Source organism: Frateuria sp. YIM B11624 (assembly GCF_049727805.1).
Taxonomy (GTDB): domain Bacteria; phylum Pseudomonadota; class Gammaproteobacteria; order Xanthomonadales; family Rhodanobacteraceae; genus Frateuria_A.
In genome coordinates, this window is record NZ_JBCNYA010000031.1 from 18,683 (window position 1) to 40,177 (window position 21,495).

Sequence of the window (21,495 nt, forward strand, 5' to 3'; positions counted from 1 at the left end):
CCCGATGCAACGCCTGTCCCACCTCGACGATCTGGAAGCGGAAAGCATCCAGATCCTGCGTGAAGTGTTTGCCTGTTTCCGCCGCCCGGTGATGCTGTATTCCATCGGCAAGGACTCCACCGTGCTGCTGCACCTGCTGCGCAAGGCCTGCCGCCCGGCGCCGCCGCCGCTGCCCCTGCTGCACGTGGACACCACCTGGAAGTTCCGCGAGATGATCGCCTTCCGCGACCGCGTGGCGGCCGCCGGCGACGTGCGCATGCTGGTGCACGTCAACCAGGAGGGCGTGCGCCAGGGCATCTCGCCGCTGACCCACGGCGCGGCGGTGCATACCGACGTGATGAAGACTCAGGCGCTGAAGCAGGCGCTGGATCATTACCAGTTCGACGCGGCCATCGGCGGCGCCCGCCGCGACGAGGAGAAGTCGCGCGCCAAGGAGCGCGTCTTCTCCTTCCGCAGCGCGCAGCATCGCTGGGATCCCAAGCAGCAGCGGCCGGAGCTGTGGCGTACCTGGAACACGCAGATCCGCACCGGCGAGAGCGTGCGCGTGTTTCCGCTGTCCAACTGGACGGAACTGGACGTGTGGGAATACATCCGTCGCGAGCGGATCGAAGTGGTGCCGCTGTACTTCGCGAAGGAGCGGCCGGTGGTCGAGCGCGACGGCGCGCTGATCATGGTCGACGACGAGCGCTTCGTGCTGCGCGAGGGCGAGCGCATCGAACAGCGCCGCGTGCGCTTCCGCACGCTCGGCTGCTACCCGCTGACTGGCGCGATCGAGTCGGAGGCCGACTCGCTGGACGCGATCATCGAGGAGATGCGCGCCTCGCGCAGCTCCGAGCGTCAGGGCCGCATCATCGACCACGACGGCGCAAGCTCGATGGAGAAAAAGAAGCAGGAGGGCTACTTCTGATGGCCACCGGTCTGCTTCGCTTCATCACCTGCGGCAGCGTGGACGACGGCAAGAGCACGCTGCTCGGCCGCCTGCTCTACGACGCCGGCATGCTCGCCGACGACCAGCTCGACGCGCTGCGCCGCGACAGCCGCAGGCGCGGCGGCGAGGCGCTCGACTTCGCGCTGGTCACCGACGGACTGGACGCCGAGCGCGAGCAGGGCATCACCATCGACGTGGCCTGGCGCTATTTCCACACCGCGCGGCGCAGCTTCATCGTCGGCGATTGCCCCGGCCACGAGCAGTACACCCGCAACATGGCCACCGGCGCCTCACAGGTGGACCTGGCGGTGGTGCTGGTCGACGCCCGCAAGGGCTTGCTGCCGCAGACGCGCCGGCACACCTACATCTGCGCGCTGCTGGGCATCCGCCGGATCATCCTGGCGGTGAACAAGATGGACCTGGTCGGGCTGGACGCGGACGTCTATGCGTCCATCGTCGAGCCGTACCGCGCCATGGCCGCGGCGATGGGCATCGAATCGGTCAGCGCGCTGCCGGTGGTCGCGCCGGATGGCGACAACGTGGGCCTGCGTTCCACCCGCATGCCCTGGTATCAGGGCCCCAGCCTGGTCGAGCTGCTGGAAACGCTCGATGCCGAAGCGGCGCCGCCGGAGCATTTCCGCCTGTCGGTGCAGTGGGTGAACCGTCCCGACCAGCATTTCCGCGGCTACGCCGGTACGGTGAGCGGCGGCCGCGTGGCGGTGGGCGAGGAGGTGCTGGTGCAGCCGGGCGGGCAGCGTGCGCGGGTCGAGCGCATCGTCGGGCCGTCGGCGGACCTCGCCGAGGCGGTCACCGGGCAGGCCGTCACGCTGTGCCTGGACCGCGAACTGGACATCAGTCGCGGCGACGTGATCGCTGCCGCCGCGCAGCCGGCGCCGGTGGCCGACCAGTTCGGCTGCCACCTGGTCTGGTTCGGCGACGCGCCGCTGCTGCCCAACCGCAGCTACCTGCTGCGCCTGGGCACCGCCGTGGTCAATGCACGCGTCACCGCGATCAAGCACAAGATCGACGTCAACACACAGGCGCCGCTGGCCGCGCGGCGGCTGGAGCTCAACGAGGTCGGCTACTGCAACATCGACCTGGACCGGCCGCTCGCGTTCGAACGCTATGCCGACAACCGCGAACTGGGCGGCTTCATCCTGGTCGACCGCCAGAGCAACGCCACGGTCGCCTGCGGCATGCTTGATTTCGCGCTGCAGCGGGCGAACAACATCCACTGGCAGCACACCGACGTGGACAAGTCCACGCGCGCGCTGGCCAAGGGCCAGCACCCGCTGTGCCTGTGGTTCACCGGACTTTCCGGCGCCGGCAAGTCGACCATCGCCAACCTGGTCGAGCGCAAGCTGGCCGCGCAGGGTTTCCATACCTACCTGCTCGACGGCGACAACCTGCGCCACGGGCTCAACGTGGACCTGGGATTCACCGCCGAGTCGCGCGTGGAGAACGTGCGCCGCGTGGCGGAAGTGGCGCACCTGATGGTCGACGCCGGGCTGGTGGTGCTGGTCTGCGTGATCTCGCCGTTCGCCGGCGAGCGCGAGTTCGCGCGCGGGCGTTTCGCCGAGGGCGAGTTCGTCGAAGTGTTCGTCGATACGCCGCTGGCCGAATGCGAGCAGCGCGATCCGAAGGGGCTCTACGCCAAGGCGCGCGCCGGGCTGATCGGCAACTTCACCGGCATCGATTCGCCCTACGAGCGGCCGGTTGCGCCCGAGCTTCACCTGCACGCGGGAGGAGCGCGCGCCGAGCTATTGGCCGAACGGGTCCTGTCCTATCTGCAGGAGCGGCTGGGATAGGGAATTGCGGAGCCGCTTCGGCTCCGCTCGTAGCACGCGAGGCTTGGTGCGAGCGGTCCGTCAAACCGCCCGCCCTGCGCGCAAGCCCGCGCGGTGAAGAGTTCGCCAGCCCATCGCGACGGGCTGGCATTCCGCGATTTATTTCCGCCGCGGCGGCTTGCCACCGGCCCGGGGCTTGAAACCACCCGGCCGCGGCCGGCGCGGTGGCGCGGCGCCGGCCGGCTCCTCCGTGCCGTCCCACTCGCTGATGCGCAACTGCTGCTGGCTGACCCAGACCTTCTTGAGGTGCTCGAACACCTCCTTGGGCATGCCGTCGGGCAGGTCGATCAGGCTGTAGTCGCCGCGGATGCTGACGCGGCCGATGAACTGGCTTTCCAGTCCGGCCTCGTTGGCGATCGCGCCGACGATGTTGCCCGGCTTGACGCCGTGCTCGTGGCCGACTTCGATGCGGTAGGTGCGCTTGCCGGGCTCCGGTGTGTTGTGCGGACGCGGTGGGCGCGATTCGAAACTGCGTGGTTCGCGCGGCTTGCGTTCGTGCCGCTCGGTGTCGCGCTCGCGCGACTCGCGCGGTGCATGCTCGCGCGGCTCGCGTTCGCGCCGCTCGTACTCGCGCTTCGGCGGCGGCGCCAGCAGCAGCGGGCGGTCCCCCTGGGCCAGCCGCGCCAGCGCCGCGGCGATCTCGATCGCCGGCACGTTGTGCTCCTGCTCGTACTGCTCGATCAATTGCTGGAACTGCGCCAACTCGCCCTGCGCCAGCGTATCGGTGATGCGCTGCTTGAAGCGTGCGATGCGCACGTCGTTCACCGCCTCGACGGTGGGCAGCTTCATTTCCTCGATCGGCTGGCGCGTGGCCCGCTCGATCGCGCGCAGCATGCCCTTTTCCCTTGGCGTGACGAAAAGAATCGCCTCGCCGCTGCGTCCCGCGCGGCCGGTGCGGCCGATGCGATGCACGTAGCTCTCGGTGTCGTAGGGGATGTCGTAGTTGAACACGTGGCTGATGCGCTCGACGTCCAGGCCGCGCGCGGCGACGTCGGTGGCGACCAGGATGTCGAGCTTGCCGTCCTTGAGCTGCTGGATCACCCGCTCGCGCTGCGGCTGGGCGATGTCGCCGTTGATCGCGGCGGCGGCCAGGCCGCGCGCGGTGAGCTTCTCGGCGAGCTCCTCGGTGGCCTGTTTGGTGCGCGCGAAGATGATCATCGCGTCGAACGGCTCGGCTTCCAGGATGCGGGTCAGCGCATCGAGCTTGTGCATGCCGCTGACGAACCAGTAGCGCTGGCGGATGTTCGCCGCGGTGGTGGTGGCGGCCTTGATGGTGACCTCGACCGGTTCCTTCAGGTGCGCCTGCGCGATCTTGCGGATCGGCGCCGGCATGGTCGCCGAAAACAGCGCGACCTGGCGCTCCGGCGGCGTGGCCTGGAGCACCTTCTCGACGTCGTCGATGAAGCCCATGCGCAGCATCTCGTCGGCCTCGTCGAGCACAAGGTACTTGAGCTCGGACAGGTCCAGCGTGTTCTTGTCCATGTGATCGATCACGCGGCCGGGCGTGCCGACCACGACGTGCACGCCGCGGCGCAGCGCATGCAGCTGCGGGCCGTAGCTCTGCCCGCCGTAGATCGGCAGCACCTGGAACCCGGGGATATGCGCGGCGTAGCGCTGGAACGCCTCGGCCACCTGGATGGCCAGTTCGCGCGTGGGCGCCAGTACCAGCGCCTGCGGCTTGCCGGGCCTGGCCTCGATGCGCGAGAGGATCGGCAACGCGAACGCGGCGGTCTTGCCAGTGCCGGTCTGCGCCTGGCCGAGCACGTCGCGGCCTTCCAGCAACGGCGGAATGGTCGCGGCCTGGATCGGCGAGGGCGATTCGTAGCCGACGTCGGCCAGCGCCTGCTGGACTTCGGGGCGCAGCGCGAGCGCGGCAAAACCGGTCGGCGCCGGGTCGTGGTCGGCCGGCGTGGGACCTGGGACAGGGGATGACATGGGAACCTCAGAATTGGCGGCGGCGAGCGAAGGCATGCGCCGCGCGGTGCGGCGAACATTCTAACAGGCTGGCCGGTAGGCCGTCGGTGGGAAGTACACGGTGCGTGGGCAGGCCGTGGTTATGATCGTGCGTTTGTGGAAAGGAGCAGCGGATGGCGACCATCGAGACAATCTCCGAACAGCGTTGCCATGGCGGTGTACAGGGCTTCTACCAGCACGACTCGCGCGCCTGCGGCGGGCCGATGCGCTTCGCGCTCTACCTGCCGCCGCAGGCTGCGCGGCAGCCGTGCCCGCTGCTCTGGTTCCTCGCCGGCCTGACCTGCACCGAGGAGACCGCCTCGATCAAGGCCGGTGCGCAGCGGTTGGCGGCGGAGCTCGGTCTCGCGCTGGTCATGCCGGACACCAGTCCGCGCGATACCGGCCTGGAAGGCGCTACCGGCGACTGGGAGTTCGGCGAGGGGGCGGGCTTCTACCTCGATGCCACACAGGCGCCATGGTCGTCGCGCTTTCGCATGCGCAGCTACGTGGGCCAGGAGCTGCCCGCGCTGCTGGCCGCGCATTTCCCGGTGGACGTGGAACGCGCGGGCGTGTGCGGCCACTCGATGGGCGGCCATGGCGCGCTGACCCTGGCGCTTGCCTATCCGCAGCGCTACCGCTCGGTGTCCGCCTTCGCGCCCATCGTGGCGCCCTCGCGGGTGCCATGGGGCGAGAAGGCGTTCACTCGCTACCTGGGCGAGAACCGGGACGCCTGGGCCGACTATGACGCTTGCGCGCTGGTGGAGCGGCAGAGCTTCCCCGGCACGATCCTGATCGACCAGGGCGAAGCCGACCGCTTCCTCACCGACCAGCTGCGGCCGGAGCTTTTCGAGCAAGCGTGCGCCGAGGCCGGGCAGCCGCTCGTGCTACGCCGCCAGCCCGGATACGACCATAGCTACTGGTTCATCAACACCTTCATCGACGACCACCTGAGGCATCACGCGAAGGCGCTGGGTTTGTAGTCGCGCGCGAGCTCGCCCCATCCGCCTGTCGGCACCTTCCGCCGTAAACGGGGGAAGCTCGGTCGCCAGCCCATCGCGTAGGGCAGCCCATCGAACCTTTCCCCGTTTACGGGGGAAGATGCCCGAAGGGCGGATGGGGGCGTCCGGAGCGCGCTATTGACGCCAGCGATCAGCCACGCGTCTCCGGCCTGGCGCCACCGGCAGGGCGGTTCCTGCGCCGGTTGTTGCGGCCGGCGTTGGCCTGGTTGCGGTTCTGCGCGTGGTTGCCGCCATGGCCCGCGTGCCCATTGCGTGCCGGGCGCGGCTGGCGCTGGCCCTGCACCGGACGCGGTGCGCCGGCATCCAGGCGCAGCGGCGCGGACGGCTCGAAGCCGGGCACGTCGCTGATCGCGATCTCCTGCTTGAGCAGCTTGCGGATGTCGCGCAGCAGGCCCGACTCGTCATGGCTGACCAGCGACACCGCCATGCCTTCGGAACCGGCGCGGCCGGTGCGGCCGATGCGGTGCACGTAGTCCTCGGCGACCATCGGCAGGTCGTGGTTGATCACCATCGGCAACTGGTCGATGTCGATGCCGCGGGCGGCGATGTCGGTGGCGACCAGCACGGTGATGCGGCCGCTCTTAAAGTCGCCCAGCGCCTTGGTGCGTGCGTTCTGGCTCTTGTTGCCGTGGATCGCCGCGGCGCGCAGGCCGGAAGTTTCCAGGAACTTCACCAGCTTGTCGGCGCCGTGCTTGGTGCGGCTGAACACCAGGCTCTGGCGGCGGCTGTCCTGCGAGAGCACGTGCAGCAGCAGATCACGCTTGCGCGCGGCATCGACTGGATGCACGTGGTGGCTGACGGTCGGCGCCACCGTGTTGGGCGGGGTCACCGACACCTCGCGCGGCGAACGCATGAACTGCATCGCCAGCGCCTTGATCGGCTCGGCGAAGGTGGCCGAGAACAACAGCGTCTGGCGCTGCTTCGGCACGGCCTGGAGGATGCGCTTGATCGCCGGCAGGAAGCCCATGTCGAGCATGCGGTCGGCTTCGTCGAGCACCAGCACCTCGACGCCGGAGAGGTCGACCGAACGCTGCTGCATGTGGTCGATCAGGCGGCCGGGCGTGGCGATCACCACGTCCACGCCGCGGCGCAGCGCCTGCATCTGCGGGCCCATACCGACACCGCCGAAGATGGTGGTGCTGGAGACACGCAGGTGCTTGCCATAGCCGCGCAGATTGTCGTGCACCTGGGCGGCGAGTTCACGGGTCGGGGTCAACACCAGCGCGCGCGGGCGGCGGGTCTGCGTGACGCCGGCGCCGGACAGGTGCTGCAGCAGGGGCAGCGCGAAGGCGGCGGTCTTGCCGGTGCCGGTCTGTGCGGCGGCCAGCAGGTCGTAGCCTTCCAGCACCAGCGGGATGGCGCCGGCCTGGATCGGGGTGGGCTGCGTGTAGCCCTGTTCGGCAAGCGCGCGCAGCAACGCGGGCGCAAGGCCCAGCGATTCGAAAGACATGAAAACACTCCTGTGCAACCCGGAGCGTTCTTTCAGAACCGCGTTGCGATATGGGGAAAGGGGGCGGCTGGAGGCCGCAACGGCTCGAAGCCGTCCGTGCAGTATAGCGCAAGAGGCGCCAGGCTGCCGGATGCGGCTTCGTGGAGGCGCGTCAGGCGGGCCGCCGTGCCACGATCAGGTAGCTGTTGAACGGCGTGCGGCCCCACAGCGGCGTGAGCGTGGTGACCAGTCCGGCGCGCTCGAGCGGGCCGATCACCTCCTGCGCGGTCGGGTAGTGGTCGGCGCCCACGCGCATCCAGCCGGTGGCGTGCAGCACGTGTTCCTCGATCACCGTGGCATGGAAGCGCCAGTGCTTCGCCCGCAGCACGTTGCGAATCATCAATTGCGCGCCGGGCGCCACGTGGCCGGCCAGTTGTTCGAGCAGCGGCGACTGGCGTGCCGCCGGCAGGTAGTGCAGCACGTCCAGCAGACTGACGTGGCCGCGGAAGTCCGGCAGGTCGGCGACGTCCGCGCAACGCAGGTCCAGCGCGTCGCCGATCGCCGCCGCGGCGGCGCGGCCGGTGGCGATCTTGCGTTCGTCGTGGTCGATGCCGAGGTAGCCGCGCAGCACGCCGCAGCCATGCAGGTAGTGGCCGAGCAGCCCGATGCCGCAACCGACGTCGAGCAGCGGAAAGGGCGGGGATTCCTGCAGCAGCCGCGCCACCGCGCCGTAGACCGGGTCGCCGGCCAGCTTGCCGCGCACGTACTGGCGCTGGTTGAAGCCGCTGAAACGGGCCGACAGCGTGGCGCGTGCCGAGCGATCGAGGTGATACCGCGGCCGCACCGTCAAGACAGATGTTCCAGCGGGACGGCCAGGTGGCTTCCCTCATGGCGGGACGATCGTCGCATGGTCGTACTCCGGGAGCGGGAGGCCAGTATAGGCAGGCTTCGCGCTGCGGATGTGCAGGTGACGCATGCACCGCCGGTGCCTCCCCGTGCGGGAGTCACGCGCCCGCGGGATGAGGAGGGCGTCGCCGGTGAGCGAGAGCTGCACAAAGAACGAGCCCGGCGCAGGGCCGGGCTCGTGGGTGCGACCTACTGCTGCCGGTTTACTGGCAGGTCACGCCGACGGCATTGAACGCGGCCACCACGTCGCTGCGCGAGTAGCCGTAGTCGTCCGCTGCATTTTCGACGCCGCAGGCGCCCGAGTTGAACGTGGCGGTGGCCGTCCAGTACATCGCGTTGGCCCGCTCGAACACCTCGAACGCCTTGCGGGTGTTCCAGTTCGACGACTTGGCCAGCGTGCAGAACGCCTTGTTGTAGACGCCGCTGGAGTAGTGCACGTCCAGGCCGCTGTAGTACTGGGACGCATTGTCGATCGAGGCGCCGTCCTTGCTCGGCGTGCACATCCAGCGCAGCGCGGTGCCGCTCTTGATGATGTCGGCGCCCACCAGCCAGTCGTTGGCGCCGCGGTCGTAGTACTCGGCGGCCTCGCCGGCCATGTCGGAGAAGGCCTCGTTCATGCCGCCGGACTGGCCGGAGTACTGCAGGTTCGAGTGCTGCTCGGTGAAGCCGTGGCTGATCTCGTGGCTGGTCACGTCCAGCGCGGTGAGCGGGTAGAAGTAGCTCGCGCCGTCGCCGAAGTTCATCGAGCTGCCGTTCCAGAACGCGTTCTCGTAGTTGCGGCTGTAGTGCACGTTCATCACCAGCTGGATGCTCAGCGGCGGAGCGCCGAACCAGGCGGTGTACATGTCGTGCACGACGCCGCCGAAGTGGTGCGCGTCGTTGATCGGCGAGTAGGCGCCGTTGATGCCGTCGCCGCTGCTGGTCGGACAGGTGAAGGTCCACAGCGTCGCGCGGTTGCGGCTCTGGTTCATGTCGTTGGTCTTCACGTTGGTGTTGACCATCGAGCAGGTGCTGCCCGACTGGCTGACTTGCAGTGCCGGGTAGTCGGTGCCGTAGAAGTACTGGCCGGTCTTCTGGTTGCCGCCCGGGCCGTTGGCCGTTGCGGGGGTGCCGGTGCCGCCACCACCGCCGCCGGGCTTGCCCTTGGTGGTCAGGCCTTCCCAGCTCTTCACGATGGCGCCGGTGTCCGCATCGACGATCGCGGTCGGGCGCGACGGATGGCCGTTGTTGTCGACGAAGAACGAAGTCAGATAGACCAGCCGCGCCTTCTTGCCTTCGGCATAGACGTAGAGGTCGTGCTTCACGTTCTGCAGGCTGGTGTCGGATACCGCGTTGATGCCGATGCCGTAGGGCAGCAGGCCGGCGTGCTGGCGCAGCGCTTCGACGGCGCGGGCGCCGCTCAGGCGCGGCGTGACCGAAGCCAGATCGAAGCCCAGGCCGTTGGACACGTGGCCGTCGACGCTGCGCACGTTGCCGGCGGCATCGCGCTCGACCACCACGCTGCGGCCGTATACCGGCACGCCGCGGAACAGCTGGTGCTCGCGCGTCTTGATCGTGCCGCGCACGGTGCGCAGCTGCAGGCCGGGGGCCAGCGAGGCCTGCGGATCCAGCCCCAGGCGCTGGGCCAGCGCGCTGGAAGTCAGGTGGCCCATGGCGGGCGCCTGGATACGGTTCGGCGTGGCGGCCGAGGCGGCAGTGGCCACGACGAGGCCCAGGGCGCCCAGCAGGGCGCCGGCAAGCGGTTTTTGCATCATTGGTGTTTCCCTCCCAAGGAAATGGATTGGCGGTCGGCGGCCTCTTGCCGCGTCGCGCCGCTCGTCGGCACGGGCCGATCCTCCCCAGGAGCGCCGTGCCGACAGGCAACCCTACGCCGTTCCGGGGGTGTGTGACATCGTGCTAAGCAGCATCCACGCCGCAGTCGCGACAGGGGCGCGTGCTAGCCTGATGACCGGGTCGATGCTGGGAGCGGCGGCATGAGTGTTCTGTCCACGTTGCGTGAGTTGGACCATGACCAGCGCCACACGGTCCTGGCCAGCTTCCTGGGCTGGACACTGGATGCCTTCGACTACTTTCTGCTGACCTTCGTCATCGTCGGCGTGGCCAACGAGTTCGGCGTGGATAAGACCGACGTGACGCTGGCGCTGCTGCTCACGCTGGCCGCGCGCCCCTTCGGCGCACTGATCTTCGGACGCCTGGCCGACCGCTACGGCCGGCGGCCGATCCTGATGCTGGACGTGGTGCTGTTCTCGCTGTTCGAACTGGCCACCGCGTTCTCGACGTCGCTGACGATGCTGCTGGTGCTGCGTTTCCTGTTCGGCATCGCGATGGGCGGCGAGTGGGGTATCGGCGCCTCGCTGGCGATGGAGGCGATCCCGCCGAAGGCGCGCGGCATCGTTTCGGGCCTGCTGCAGAGCGGCTATCCCTGCGGCTTCTTCCTCGGTGCGCTGGCCAACTGGCTGCTGATCGACCACATCGGCTGGCGCGGGCTGTTCGTGGTCGGCGCGGCGCCGGCGCTGCTGGTGCTGTACATCCGGCGCAAGGTGCCCGAATCGCCGGTGTGGCGGCGCCAGCGGGAAGCGCCGCGGCAGGGCCTGCGCGAGGCGATGCGCGGGCACTGGAAGCTGGCGCTCTACCTGATGCTGCTGATGACCGCGTTCAACATGTTCAGCCACGGCTCGCAGGACCTCTACCACACCTTCGAGGAGGTCAACCTGCACCTGCCCACCGGTTCGGCCGCGGCGTTCGTGCTGGTCGCGTTGCTCAACATCGGCGCGCTGGTGGGCGGACTGTTCTTTGGCGCGCTGTCGGAGCGGATCGGGCGGCGGCGGGCGATCGTGATCGCCGCGCTGCTGGCGATCCCGGTGATCCCGCTGTGGATGTACGGCGGCACGCTGGTGCTCTACGGCGTGGGCGCGTTCCTGATCCAGGTGATGGTGCAGGGCGCCTGGGGCGTCGTGCCCACGCACCTCAACGAACTCTCGCCCGGCCACGTGCGCGGCACGCTGCCGGGCTTCGCCTACCAGACCGGCAACCTGCTGGCGGCGGTCACCGCCACCGCGCAGGCGTGGATCGCCAAGGCGCATGGCGGCGACTACGCCTTCGCCATGTCGGCGTGGATCGCGGTGGTGGCGCTGGTGCTGGCCTTGCTCGCCTGGCTGGGACCGGAGGCGCGGGGGGTAGGCTTCGGCGGCATGCAGGACTGAGCAGGCGGGACTGGTAGAATCCCCCGCTTTGCACTCCACGAGACAGGCAATGAAGGCAGGCAAGGACAAGGTCATCGCGTTCCACTACACGCTCACGGTGGACGGCGACAAGGTGGAAAGCTCGCACGACAACGGCGAGCCGCTGTGGATCCTGCTCGGCCACGGCCAACTCATCAGTGGCCTGGAGACGGCGCTGGAAGGCCACGAGGCGGGCGAGTCGCTCGCGGTCGACGTGAACCCGGCCGAAGGCTACGGCGAGCGCGAGGAAGGCCGCATCCAGCGCGTGCCGAAGAAGTACTTCCAGCAGGCGAACAAGCTCAAGCCCGGCATGGCGACCGTGCTGTCGCTGAAGGAAGGCGGCCATCGCGCGGTGACCGTGCACAAGGTCGGCATGAGCACGGTCGACGTGGACCTCAACCATCCGATGGCCGGCAAAACGCTGCACTTCGACGTGGCGATCCAGGAAGTGCGCGATGCCACCGAGGACGAGATCAAGCACGGCCACGCGCATCCGCCGGGCCAGGAAGCCCACTGAAGCGCACGAAGTGCGCTTCAAGATGATGACGGAAACGGCGCCCTGGGGCGCCGTTCTCCTTTGCCCCTTCTCCCCTCCGGGGAGAAGGTTGGGATGAGGGGCCGGCCTTGCCCCGGTCCGCTCTTCCCCTCAATCCAGCAACCGCTTGCCGAACGCGAAGTGGTCGCGCCAGTACGGTCCGTCGATGTCGTCCAGCCGCACCGTACCGCCGCTGTTGGGCGCGTGCACGAAGCGGCCCTTGCCCACGTACACGCCCACGTGGCTGATGTCGCCGCCGATGTCGAAGAACACCAGGTCGCCGCTGGCCAGGTCGGTCATGCGGCGAACCTTGCGTCCGTCCACGTCGGCCATCGCGCGGGAACTGTGCGGTAGCAGGATGTCCGCCGCGTTGCGGTAGATGTAGTCCACCAGCCCGCTGCAATCGAAGCCGCTGTCGGGCGTGTTGCCGCCCCAGTGGTAGGGCGTGCCGACCAGTGCGATGGCACGGAACAGCACGTCGTTGGCGGTACCTGCGCTGACCGCCGAGGGCGCCTTGGCGGGCAGGTCGGCCAGCGACGAATGCGAATCCCGGAAGGTGGGCTCGCGCCGGTGCGGGCTGCCGGCACAGGCGGCCAGCAGCAACGTCGCCGTCCCGAGCAGGACGAGGCGCAGGCGCGTGGCGGCGGAAAGGCATCCGGACGCAGTCATGGCAACCTCGGCAGTGTTTCGACCGAGCTTAGCCAATCAAGGGCTTGCGTCAAGCTCGTGAGAGTCGACCGCAACTTTTCAGCGCGTCGCGTCGACCTGCACCGGCCGCTCGGCCAGCACCTTGCCGGTGGCATCCAGGCTGCGCAGGCGATAGCGGCCCGGACGCAGCCACAGGGTGTTGCCGTCGCCCTTCTCCAGGAAGACGTAGCGGTCGGCCGCCACGGCGTCGTCCGGCTCGTCCGCATAGTGGACCTCCACCAGGCAGGGGAACGTCCCGCCGCAAAGCCGGTGACTGATCGCCAGCGGCAGCCGCCGACCGTCCAGCGCGAGCCAGTCCGGCCGATGACCGTCGGCGGCGGGAGGCACGGCGATGGCGGGCTTGCCCCCGATCTGCAGCGGGATTACACGATCGCGCACGTAGGCGCTGACCCGCTGGTTGGCCGGCGGCAGGATCACGTTCATGTCGTAGAGCCGCGGGCGTGCGCTCCAGAGGCGGCCATCGTCCGCGTGGCGCAGCACGATCGGCTGTTGCGGATGGAACGCTTCGACGATCTGGTGGTACGGCTCGCGCAGGGCGGCACGGGCGTCGAGATGCGGCGTCAGTCCGTTCTGCGGTACGCCACGCAGCGAGTCGCCGGTGCGCACCGCGTTGTTCACCACGCGGTAGGCCTCCAGCTCGTTGAACGGCTCTTCTTCGCGGATGTCGGTCTGGTCGATGCTGAGGACGTCCAGGCCGCTCAGCGCCTGCAGCCGTGCCGCCATGGGCACGACCTGGCCCAGCCGTCCCGGCGCCTTGTCGATGTGGGCGTAGCCGGCATGCACCAGCAGCTTCGCCTTCGGGTTGCCCGCCAGTACCTTGTCGTACAGCGTGCGGGCCTGCTGTGCTTCGCGGCCGTCGCCGTCGCCGCCGGCCAGGTCGTAGGGCACCAGCACGTACCCCAGGCGCAAGGCCTCGCGTACGATCTCGCCGTACACCGGTTCGCGCAGGTATTCGGTGCCACTGCGGACGGTCGGGTAGCCGCGCTGGCGCAGCGTGTCGCCATCGTCGATCAGTGCCTCGACTGCCAGATGGGTGAAGCCGATCGCACGCAGCCGCGGCAGCAGTTCGAGCGTGAGCAGCCGGGTGTGGGCGTCGTGGTGCGCCTCGTTGACCATCACCACGCGCCGGTGTGCCGCCGCCTCGACGATGGCATCGACTGCATCGGCCGCCTGCCAGGCTGGCGGCGCGGGAAGGACGGTATCGGCCGGCAGGCGCGACTTCAGCGGGAAGTCGCGCACGGCCTCGCCATAGAGTCCCAGCTCGCTTTCGCTGAAGGCGAAATACTGCTGCGCCATGCGCTTGTCCGATGGGGCCAGTTGCGGCATGACCTGCACCAGGTAGCCGTAGCGGCCCAGTTCGTTGGGATCGCGCATGGCGGCCAGCAACTGCCGGGTGGAGACTCCGCTGGCGCGTGCCGGCGCCGGTGGCAGCCATGCGGCGACCAGCGCCAGGGCGAGAACGGCGGACAGTCGGAACGTCATGCGGCGGCTTCCCCTTGCGTGGCTCCCGGCCAGACTAGGTTTCACGCCGCCCTGCGGCAAGAGCCAATACAGGCGCGCCCGTTCACGTCCAACACGACCACTGCAGGCATGCTTGGTACACACGCGAGGGAGGCTGCATGACCCGTGACTTCGACCTGATCGTGCTGGGCGCCGGTTCCGGCGGGTTGACGGTGGCGCAGCGCGCGGCCCGCTACGGCGCACGCGTGGCGCTGCTGGATGCCGGGCCGCCGGGCGGCACCTGCGTGAACCTCGGTTGCGTGCCGAAGAAGGCGCTCTGGTTCGCCTCGCAACTGGCGCACGCACAGGCGCTGGCGGCGGAGTACGGCTTCGACCTCGCCCCAGGCCGGCTGGACTGGAACCGCTTCCGCGAACTGCGCGACCGCTACATCGAAGGCATCCGCCAACGCTACGCGCAGCGGCTCCACGAGGCGGGCGTGGCCTGGGTCGGCGCGGCCGGGCGCCTGATGGCGCGCGATACCGTGCAGGCCGGCGACGTGCAGTACCGCGCGCCGCAGGTGGTCATCGCCACCGGCGCGCGTCCGCGCCGCCTGCCGCTGCCCGGCTTCGAGCGGGGCATGGTGTCCGACGACATCTTCTCCATGCGCGCATTGCCGCGTTCGATCGGCATCGTCGGCGGCGGCTACGTCGCTACCGAGTTCGCCTGCCTGCTGCGCGCGCTGGGTTGCGAGGTCGAAATGCTGATCCGCAAGCAGCCGCTCGACGGTTTCGATGCGGAGCTGGTGCAGGCGCTCGTGCTGCAGATGCGTGCGCAGGGCATCCGCATCACGGCCGAGAGCAACGTCGCCGGCGCCCGTGGCGAACCCGGCGCGCTGCTGCTCGACGACGCCCACGGCGCCGCGCATGGCCCGTACGAGGCGGTACTGTGGGCGGTCGGCCGCGTGCCCAACAGCGATGCGCTGGGCCTGGATGAGATCGGCGTGGCGCGCGACGGGAAGGGCTTCATCCAGGTCGACGCGCACCAGAACACCTCGGTGCCGGGCATCAGCGCGATCGGCGACGTCACCGGCTGTCCCGCGCTCACGCCGGTGGCGGTCTCGGCCGGCTACGCGCTGGTCGAGCGCCTGTTCGGCGGCCAGCCGGAGGCGCAGTTCGATTACCAGGCAATACCCAGCGTGGTCTTCGCCGATCCGCCGCTGGGCAAGATCGGCCTGACCGAACGCGAGGCGCGGGCACGCCACGGCGATGCGGTGAGCGTCTACACCAAGCAATTCGTCCCGCTGCAGTTCGCGGTAGCCGGACAGCGCGTGCCCACAGTGATGAAGCTGGTCTGCACGGGTGACGACGAACGCGTGCTCGGCATGCACGCGCTGGGCCCCGGCGTGGACGAGATGCTGCAGGGTTTTGCCGTCGCGATGCGCCAGGGCCTCACGCGGCGCGAGCTGCGCAGTGCGGTGGCGATCCATCCCACCTCGTCGGAGGAGATGCTGCTGATGCACTGAACGCGTATGGGGTGGCGGTACACTGGCCAAATGGAGATCTTCCACCTCGACCAGGGCTCCGCGCCCCTGCTGATCAGCCTGCCGCACGACGGCAGCTACGTTCCCGACGACATCGCCGCGCGCATGCACCCTGCGGCGCGCCGCTCGCCCGATACCGATTGGCATGTCGCTCGCCTCTACGCACCGCTGGCCAAGGCGCTGGGTGCGAGCCTGCTGCGTCCGACCGCCTCGCGCTACGTGGTCGACCTCAACCGGCCCGCCGACGGTCACGCGCTGTATCCGGGCCGGCGGGAAACGGGGCTGGTCTCGACCATCGGCTTCGACGGCGAGCCGCTCTACCGAGAAGGCGAGCCGGACGCGGCCGAAGTTCAACGGCGCGTGAACGATTTTTGGCATCCCTACCATGCCGCGCTCCAGCAGGAACTTGCGAGGCTGCGCGGCCTGCATGGCCGCGTGGTGCTGTGGGAAGGCCATTCGATCCGCAGCCGCGTGCCAATGCTGTTCGAGGGCCGCCTGCCCGACCTCAACCTCGGCACCGCCGCCGGCGCCAGCTGCTCGCCCGCGCTGCAGCAGCGGCTGGAGGCGGTACTGAGCGCGCAGGACCACTTCGACTTCGTGGTGAATGGCCGTTTCAAGGGCGGCTACATCACACGGCAGTATGGACGTCCGAACGAGGGCGTCGACGCCGTGCAGCTGGAAATGACCCAGTGCAACTACATGGACGAGGACAGCTTCGCGCTGGACGAGGCCAAGGCCGCAGTCCTGCGAAAGGCGATCGAGCCGCTGCTGCGCGCCTGCCTGGCCTGACGCAAGTTTCTTCGCAGGAAATGCCGCGCGTCGCAAGTCAAGGGGCGGGCGCCCGCGGCGTGCGGCTGCAGGCGCGGGATGTTCAGTTGCCGTATCCCGCGGCCATCGCATCGTGCCTTTGCCGCGCCGCCCGCGATGCCGGGTTCCGGCCGGGTCCGCGGCTTTCCAGTTCCGAGGTTCTCATCATGCGTAAGCTCGTGATCGCTTCCCTGCTCGTGGCGGGCGTGGCTCTTTCCGGTGTCGTGCTGGCCCAGACCGCTGCCCCGAAGGCGGCGGCGACCAAGACCGAGCAGGCCGCCGCTCCGGCGCCCAAGAAGACCATGACGCACCACCATCACGCCCACAAGGCGATGAAGAAGTCGGCCGAGAAGCCGGCTGCCGGCAAGTAAGCCGGACGGTTGGTGTGTTTGGCCCCGCCGGCGCGGCCGGCGGGGCTTTGTTTTTTCAGGGCCTCAGCGGTCGGCCAGCAGCGCGGCGACGCACTTGAGCTCGATCGCGATCGGCGTCGGCAGCGCATCGATGCCCACGGTGGTGCGGCAGGCATCCACGCCGGCGAAGTGCTCGGCGTAGAGCTTGTTGTAGACCGGAAAATCGCGCGCCATGTCGGTCAGGAACACGGTCACGTCGACCAGGTCCTCCCAGCGCGCGCCGCTGGCTTCCAGTACCGCACGCACGTTGGCGAACACCTGGCGGCATTGCGCCTCGATGTCGTAGGCGGCCAGGCTGCCGTCGTGCTCGTAGACGTTGCCCGGTACGCGGTTGCTGCCCGGCTCGCGCGGCCCCACGCCGGAAAGGAACAGCAGGTTGCCGACGCGGCGCGCATGCGGGTAGGCGCCCACTGGCGACGGCGCGGCGTCGGTGCGGATGCCTTCGCTCACGGCGTGGCCTGCCAGCGCCCGGCCATGCCTTCGAGTGCCCGGCGATAGGCATCGCCCATGTCGTCGCGGCCGGTGACCACCAGCCCCAGGTCGTGCATGTGGCCGTCGGTGAGGCCGTAGACCCAGGCGTGTACGGCGAGCTTCTGGCCGCGTTCCCAGGCGTCCTGCACGATGCTGGTGCCGCAGACGTTGAGCGCCTGCTCGATGGCATTGAGTTCGCACAGGCGGTCATGGCGCGCCGCGAAGGGCACGTCCGGGCGCAGCGCATCCTCGTGCTTGAACGCCACGTCCTTGACGTGGCGCAGCCAGTTGTCGATCAGGCCGAGCTTGTCCTTGCGCAGCACCGCGCCGACGCCGCCGCAGCCGTAGTGGCCGACCACCAGGATGTGTTCGACCTTGAGCACGTCCACCGCGAACTGGATGGTGCTGAGCGCGTTGAGGTCGGTGTGCACCACCACGTTGGCCACGTTGCGGTGGACGAAGATCTCGCCCGGCGGCAGGTCGACGATCTGGGTGGCCGGCACGCGCGAATCGGAGCAGCCGATCCACAGGTACTTCGGCGCCTGCTGCTGCGACAACTGCTCGAAGAAATGCGGATCGGCGGCGGTGACGTCGGCGGCCCAGCGGCGGTTTTTCTCGAGCAGGTCCTTCAAGGTATGCGGCATGGACGTTCCAATCAGTAGCGGATACAGACGTTCTTCGGCTCGGTGAAGAAGGCCAGCGCCTCGGTGCCGCCTTCGCGGCCCAGGCCCGACTGCTTCACGCCGCCGAACGGCGTGCGCAGGTCGCGCAGCAGCCAGCAGTTGGTCCAGACGATGCCGAAGTCGAGCGCCGCGGCGACGCGGTGGGCGCGGGAGAGATCCTGCGTCCACAGCGAGGCGGCCAGGCCGTAGCGGCTGTCGTTCGCCAGTGCGATCGCGTCGGCTTCGTCCTCGAACGGGATCAGGCTCACCACCGGGCCGAAGATCTCGGTCTGATTGGTGGCCGCGGCGTTGGGCAGCCCCTCGAGCACCGTGGGCGCGACGAACCAGCCGTTGGCGCAACGGCCGGACAGGCGCACGGCGTCGCCGCCGCACAGCACCGTGGCGCCGTCCGCGCGGGCCTGGGCGATGCAGCCCATGACCTTGTCGAAATGCGGTTGGGAAACCAGCGCGCCGAGATTCGTCGAGGGCTCGTCCGGGTCGCCCACGACCAGCCGCTGCACGCGTTCCAGGTAGCGCTCGCGGAAGCGCTCGTAGATCGAGCGCTGGACCAGCAGGCGCGAGCCGCACAGGCAGATCTCGCCCTGGTTGGCGAAGCCCGAGCGCACGATGGTGTCCAGATTGGGGTCGGACAGGTCGGCGTCGGCGAACACGATCGCCGGATTCTTGCCGCCCATCTCCAGCGAGACTTTCTTGAAACGCGGCGCGGCGGCCGCGGCGATGGCCGCGCCCGTTGCCGTGCTGCCGGTGAAGGAGATCCCCTTGACCTGGTCGTGCTCGACCAGCGGCTGGCCGACGCTCGGGCCACGGCCCTGCACGATGTTGAGCACGCCGGGTGGAAAGCCTGCCTGGATGCTGAGTTCGGCCAGCCGAGCGGCGGTGCATGGCGTAATTTCGGAAGGCTTGGCCACCACCGCGTTGCCGGCGGCGAGCGCCGGCGCGATCTTCCAGGTGAACAGGTACAGCGGCAGGTTCCACGGACTGATGCAGCCGACCACGCCCAGCGGCTGGCGCAACGTGTAGTTGACTGCGCCGGCATCCGGCTGGCCCAACGCCATCGTGTGCGACTGGCTGTCCCAGCCCTGGATCGCAGCGGCGAAGTAGCGCAGGTTGCTGACCGCGCGCGGGATGTCCAGGCTGCGCGCCAGCGCGAGCGGCTTGCCGCTGTCGCGCGATTCGAGCGCGGCGAAGGCGTCCAGGTCCTGTTCGATCAGGTCGGCGAGGCGGTCGAGCAGGCGTGCGCGATGTTCGATCGGCGTATTCGCCCAGGCGGGCGCGGCACGCCCGGCGGCGGCGACGGCCTCGGCGACGTCGTCGGCGTCCGAATCGGGGCAGTGCGCGAATACTTCGCCGGTGGCCGGTTCGTACACGTCGAGCCAGCGATCCGCGCGTGGCGCCACGAGGCGGCCGTCGATCAGGTTGGCGAGGCGCAGGGAAGACATCCGTGCAAGCTTACGACCTGGGACAGGGGATTGCACCGGACGGCCGCGTATGCGCGCGCTTCGTAGGGTGGGCTTCAGCCCACCGGGGCGGGAAGGGTCTGGTTGGCTGAAGCCCACCGGGGCGGGAAGGGCTGGTGGGCTGAAGCCCACCCTACGGGGTGCTCAGCTCAGTGCGCGCGTGCGTCCGCCGTCGACGGCGATGCTGACGCCGTTGACGTAGGCGGCCGCGGGCGTGCAGAGGAAGGCGATCACCGCGGCGACTTCCGCCGGTTCGCCGAAGCGCCGCGCCGGGATGGTCGCCATCAGGCCCTGCGCGATGTCGTTCTCGCTGCGCCCGCTGCTCTCCGCCTGCGCGGCGAGCAGTCCGTCCAGCCGCCCGGTGCGGGTGTAGCCGGGCAGCACGTTGTTGACGGTGATGCCGTCGGCGGCCAGCTCGCCGGAAAGCGTCTTGGCCCAGGCGGCGACTGCCGCGCGCACGGTGTTGGAGACGCCCAGGTTCGCGATCGGCTCCTTCACCGAGGTGGAAATGACGTTGACGATGCGTCCATAGCCGGCCTGGCGCATGCCCGGCAGCAGCGCCTGCACGATCGCCTGGCCGGCGATCAGGTGCTGGCGGAAAGCGGCCTCGAAGGCCGCCGGGTCGGCGGTGTGCGCCGGGCCGCCGGGCGGACCGCCGGTGTTGTTGACCAGGATGTGCACGGGATTTGCCGCGGCGACGTCGGTGACCACGCCCTGCAGCCGCGTGGTCTCGAGCATGTCCACCGCCTGCCAGCGGTGCTCCTGCTCGCGCGGACGCGGCAACTGGCCGGCCAGTTCTTCCAGCGATTCGGGCGAGCGCGAGAGCAGGGTGACGGTGGCGCCGAGCTCCGCCAGCTCGATGGCGCTGGCCCGGCCGATGCCCTGCGAAGCACCGCACACCAGCGCGTGGCGGCCCGTAAGATCCAGTTGCATGGCTTGCCTCCTTGGAATTGCGTCGGCGCGCAGGGCCGAGCCCTCAGGCGTTCCCCGGCACGCACCGCCGCAGGCTGCGGGTCAGCGCGCTTTCCACTGCAGGAACATGGCGGCGAACCAGCATGTCCACGCCAGCCAGGGCGTCACCTGCCAGGTGCGGAACCAGCGGGTGATCGCCGCATCCTGCAGCAGCTCCGGCAGGCGCGGTTGCGAGGAACGCAGCACATGCTGCATGCGCATCCAGGTGCGTACGCCGCTGGGCCGTCCCTGCTCGGGTTCGGCGATGATCTTCCACTGCTGCGGGTGACGTCCGCGTAGCAGCCGCGCGATGCGGTACTGCGCCAGGTAATACAGCACGAAGCAGACGATGCCGCCGGCCAGGAGCAACAGGTAGAGCGCGATCAGGGGACTCACGTTCCGCTCTTGCTCCAGTGCGTGGGCAGGGCGGTGCGCAAGGTGTTGAGCAGGCCCTTGCCCTGCGGGGCCTTGTCGCAGATGCCGTTCTCGACCGCCTTGGCATAGGTCTGGTTCATCAGGCCGACCCATACCGTGCCATCGGGCCCATGCGGGATGCGGAAACTGCCGTTGGAAGTCATCTGCACCGGCGCCTCGGCCGAGAACGTGGCCGGCGACTGCTCCCAATAGGTGTCCCCGGCCTGCTGGTCGGCCGAACTGTAGACCACCAGGTAGCGCGCCTTGTCACTGGTCACCTTGAGCTGGCCGAACGCGCCGGTGGTGGCGCTGCTCCAGCCCATGTATTCGCACAGCTGCACGTCCTGCGACTCGATCGGCTGGAAGGCGGCGTCCAGCAGCACCGTGGTCGGCGCGAACAGGTAGCTCGAGTGCAGCCAGCGCCCGTTCAACTCGGACTTCAGCGCCACCCGGTAGGGCACCTTGACGTCGGAGGGCAGGCGGAAGGCGAGGAAATAGCTGCGCACGCCGTTGAGGTTGGCCACCATGCTGCCGGGGCCGAGCTCGAACTTCTTCGGTCGCCACGGCAGCGGCGTCTGGTAGGAGAAGTCAGCGAAGCTGCCGCAGCAGGGCGTGGCCTTCTGCAACTGCAGCTTGGCCTGCGCCAGCGCGTCGCCACTCTCGGTCGGCGGGCGCAGGTTCGGCGGCACCAGCACCTTGATGCTGTGGCAGGCGCCCAGCAGCAGGGTGAGGGTGACCAGCAGGGCTGTCAGCGGGAGGCGACGGAACATGGCGG

At 69.2% G+C, this 21,495-nt stretch carries 20 protein-coding genes; 8 read left to right on the plus strand and 12 right to left on the minus strand.

Annotated elements, in window-relative coordinates; translation table 11 throughout:
• Positions 1-4: 4 nt before the first annotated feature.
• Together cysD and cysC are read left to right on the plus strand one after the other, a co-directional pair.
• Positions 5-907, plus strand: a complete 903-nt coding sequence (gene cysD, locus AAIL17_RS14740) for a sulfate adenylyltransferase subunit CysD (protein WP_424683613.1) — start codon at positions 5-7, stop codon at positions 905-907.
• Positions 907-2,736, plus strand: coding sequence for an adenylyl-sulfate kinase (gene cysC / locus AAIL17_RS14745; RefSeq protein ID WP_424683614.1), 1,830 nt, complete (start codon positions 907-909; stop codon positions 2,734-2,736). The genes cysD and cysC overlap by 1 nt, the downstream gene beginning before the upstream one ends.
• Positions 2,737-2,874: 138 nt before the next feature.
• On the opposite strand, the gene AAIL17_RS14750 is transcribed toward cysC, so the two are convergent.
• On the minus strand, positions 2,875-4,710 hold the full coding sequence (locus AAIL17_RS14750) for a DEAD/DEAH box helicase (protein WP_424683615.1): 1,836 nt from the start codon (positions 4,708-4,710) through the stop codon (positions 2,875-2,877).
• Positions 4,711-4,862: 152 nt separating this feature from the next.
• Between AAIL17_RS14750 and fghA the strand changes: the two genes are divergently transcribed.
• The gene (gene fghA / locus AAIL17_RS14755) at positions 4,863-5,708 is read left to right on the plus strand and encodes an S-formylglutathione hydrolase (RefSeq protein WP_424683616.1); all 846 of its coding nucleotides are present in this window, start codon (positions 4,863-4,865) and stop codon (positions 5,706-5,708) included.
• Between the two features lie 169 nt (positions 5,709-5,877).
• On the opposite strand, the gene AAIL17_RS14760 is transcribed toward fghA, so the two are convergent.
• From AAIL17_RS14760 to AAIL17_RS14770, 3 genes are all read right to left on the minus strand, one after another.
• Positions 5,878-7,197: a DEAD/DEAH box helicase gene (locus AAIL17_RS14760; RefSeq protein WP_424683617.1), complete on the minus strand. Its 1,320-nt coding sequence runs from the start codon at positions 7,195-7,197 to the stop codon at positions 5,878-5,880.
• Between the two features lie 151 nt (positions 7,198-7,348).
• A complete protein-coding gene (locus tag AAIL17_RS14765) occupies positions 7,349-8,020 on the minus strand; it encodes a class I SAM-dependent methyltransferase (RefSeq protein ID WP_424683640.1) in 672 nt (223 codons plus the stop codon).
• Between the two features lie 265 nt (positions 8,021-8,285).
• On the minus strand, positions 8,286-9,833 hold the full coding sequence (locus AAIL17_RS14770; protein ID WP_424683618.1) for a M4 family metallopeptidase: 1,548 nt from the start codon (positions 9,831-9,833) through the stop codon (positions 8,286-8,288).
• Between the two features lie 222 nt (positions 9,834-10,055).
• On the opposite strand from AAIL17_RS14770, the gene AAIL17_RS14775 reads away from it, so the two are divergent.
• Complete coding sequence (locus tag AAIL17_RS14775) at positions 10,056-11,285, plus strand: MFS transporter (protein ID WP_424683619.1); 1,230 nt, start codon at positions 10,056-10,058, stop codon at positions 11,283-11,285.
• Between the two features lie 49 nt (positions 11,286-11,334).
• Positions 11,335-11,820: an FKBP-type peptidyl-prolyl cis-trans isomerase gene (locus AAIL17_RS14780; protein ID WP_424683620.1), complete on the plus strand. Its 486-nt coding sequence runs from the start codon at positions 11,335-11,337 to the stop codon at positions 11,818-11,820.
• Between the two features lie 129 nt (positions 11,821-11,949).
• Here AAIL17_RS14780 and AAIL17_RS14785 read toward each other — a convergent pair whose 3' ends face one another.
• Positions 11,950-12,507: a C40 family peptidase gene (locus AAIL17_RS14785; protein WP_424683621.1), complete on the minus strand. Its 558-nt coding sequence runs from the start codon at positions 12,505-12,507 to the stop codon at positions 11,950-11,952.
• A gap of 78 nt (positions 12,508-12,585) precedes the next feature.
• On the minus strand, positions 12,586-14,028 hold the full coding sequence (locus tag AAIL17_RS14790) for a hypothetical protein (protein WP_424683622.1): 1,443 nt from the start codon (positions 14,026-14,028) through the stop codon (positions 12,586-12,588).
• A gap of 137 nt (positions 14,029-14,165) precedes the next feature.
• Between AAIL17_RS14790 and gorA the strand changes: the two genes are divergently transcribed.
• The 3 genes from gorA to AAIL17_RS14805 are packed head-to-tail and all read left to right on the plus strand — an operon-like array spanning position 14,166 to position 16,705.
• Positions 14,166-15,509 (plus strand): glutathione-disulfide reductase, encoded by a 1,344-nt coding sequence (gene gorA / locus AAIL17_RS14795; protein ID WP_424683623.1) that lies wholly within the window; start codon positions 14,166-14,168, stop codon positions 15,507-15,509.
• A gap of 30 nt (positions 15,510-15,539) precedes the next feature.
• Positions 15,540-16,316, plus strand: a complete 777-nt coding sequence (gene hutG, locus AAIL17_RS14800) for an N-formylglutamate deformylase (protein ID WP_424683624.1) — start codon at positions 15,540-15,542, stop codon at positions 16,314-16,316.
• 20 nt (positions 16,317-16,336) lie between these two features.
• Positions 16,337-16,705 carry a hypothetical protein gene (locus AAIL17_RS14805; protein WP_424683625.1) on the plus strand — a complete coding sequence of 123 codons (369 nt, stop codon included), beginning with the start codon at positions 16,337-16,339 and terminating at the stop codon, positions 16,703-16,705.
• Between the two features lie 63 nt (positions 16,706-16,768).
• On the opposite strand, the gene AAIL17_RS14810 is transcribed toward AAIL17_RS14805, so the two are convergent.
• The 6 genes from AAIL17_RS14810 to AAIL17_RS14835 form a co-directional block, all read right to left on the minus strand.
• Positions 16,769-17,194: a RidA family protein gene (locus tag AAIL17_RS14810; protein WP_424683626.1), complete on the minus strand. Its 426-nt coding sequence runs from the start codon at positions 17,192-17,194 to the stop codon at positions 16,769-16,771.
• Complete coding sequence (gene can / locus AAIL17_RS14815; protein ID WP_424683627.1) at positions 17,191-17,859, minus strand: carbonate dehydratase; 669 nt, start codon at positions 17,857-17,859, stop codon at positions 17,191-17,193. The genes AAIL17_RS14810 and can overlap by 4 nt, the downstream gene beginning before the upstream one ends.
• 11 nt (positions 17,860-17,870) lie before the next feature.
• Entirely contained in the window at positions 17,871-19,337 is a 1,467-nt protein-coding gene (locus AAIL17_RS14820) for an aldehyde dehydrogenase (RefSeq protein WP_424683628.1), read from the minus strand.
• Positions 19,338-19,499: 162 nt separating this feature from the next.
• Positions 19,500-20,288 (minus strand): SDR family oxidoreductase, encoded by a 789-nt coding sequence (locus AAIL17_RS14825; RefSeq protein ID WP_424683629.1) that lies wholly within the window; start codon positions 20,286-20,288, stop codon positions 19,500-19,502.
• A gap of 81 nt (positions 20,289-20,369) precedes the next feature.
• Positions 20,370-20,702 (minus strand): hypothetical protein, encoded by a 333-nt coding sequence (locus AAIL17_RS14830; protein ID WP_424683630.1) that lies wholly within the window; start codon positions 20,700-20,702, stop codon positions 20,370-20,372.
• Positions 20,699-21,490, minus strand: a complete 792-nt coding sequence (locus AAIL17_RS14835; protein ID WP_424683631.1) for a MalM family protein — start codon at positions 21,488-21,490, stop codon at positions 20,699-20,701. The genes AAIL17_RS14830 and AAIL17_RS14835 overlap by 4 nt, the downstream gene beginning before the upstream one ends.
• Positions 21,491-21,495: the final 5 nt, after the last annotated feature.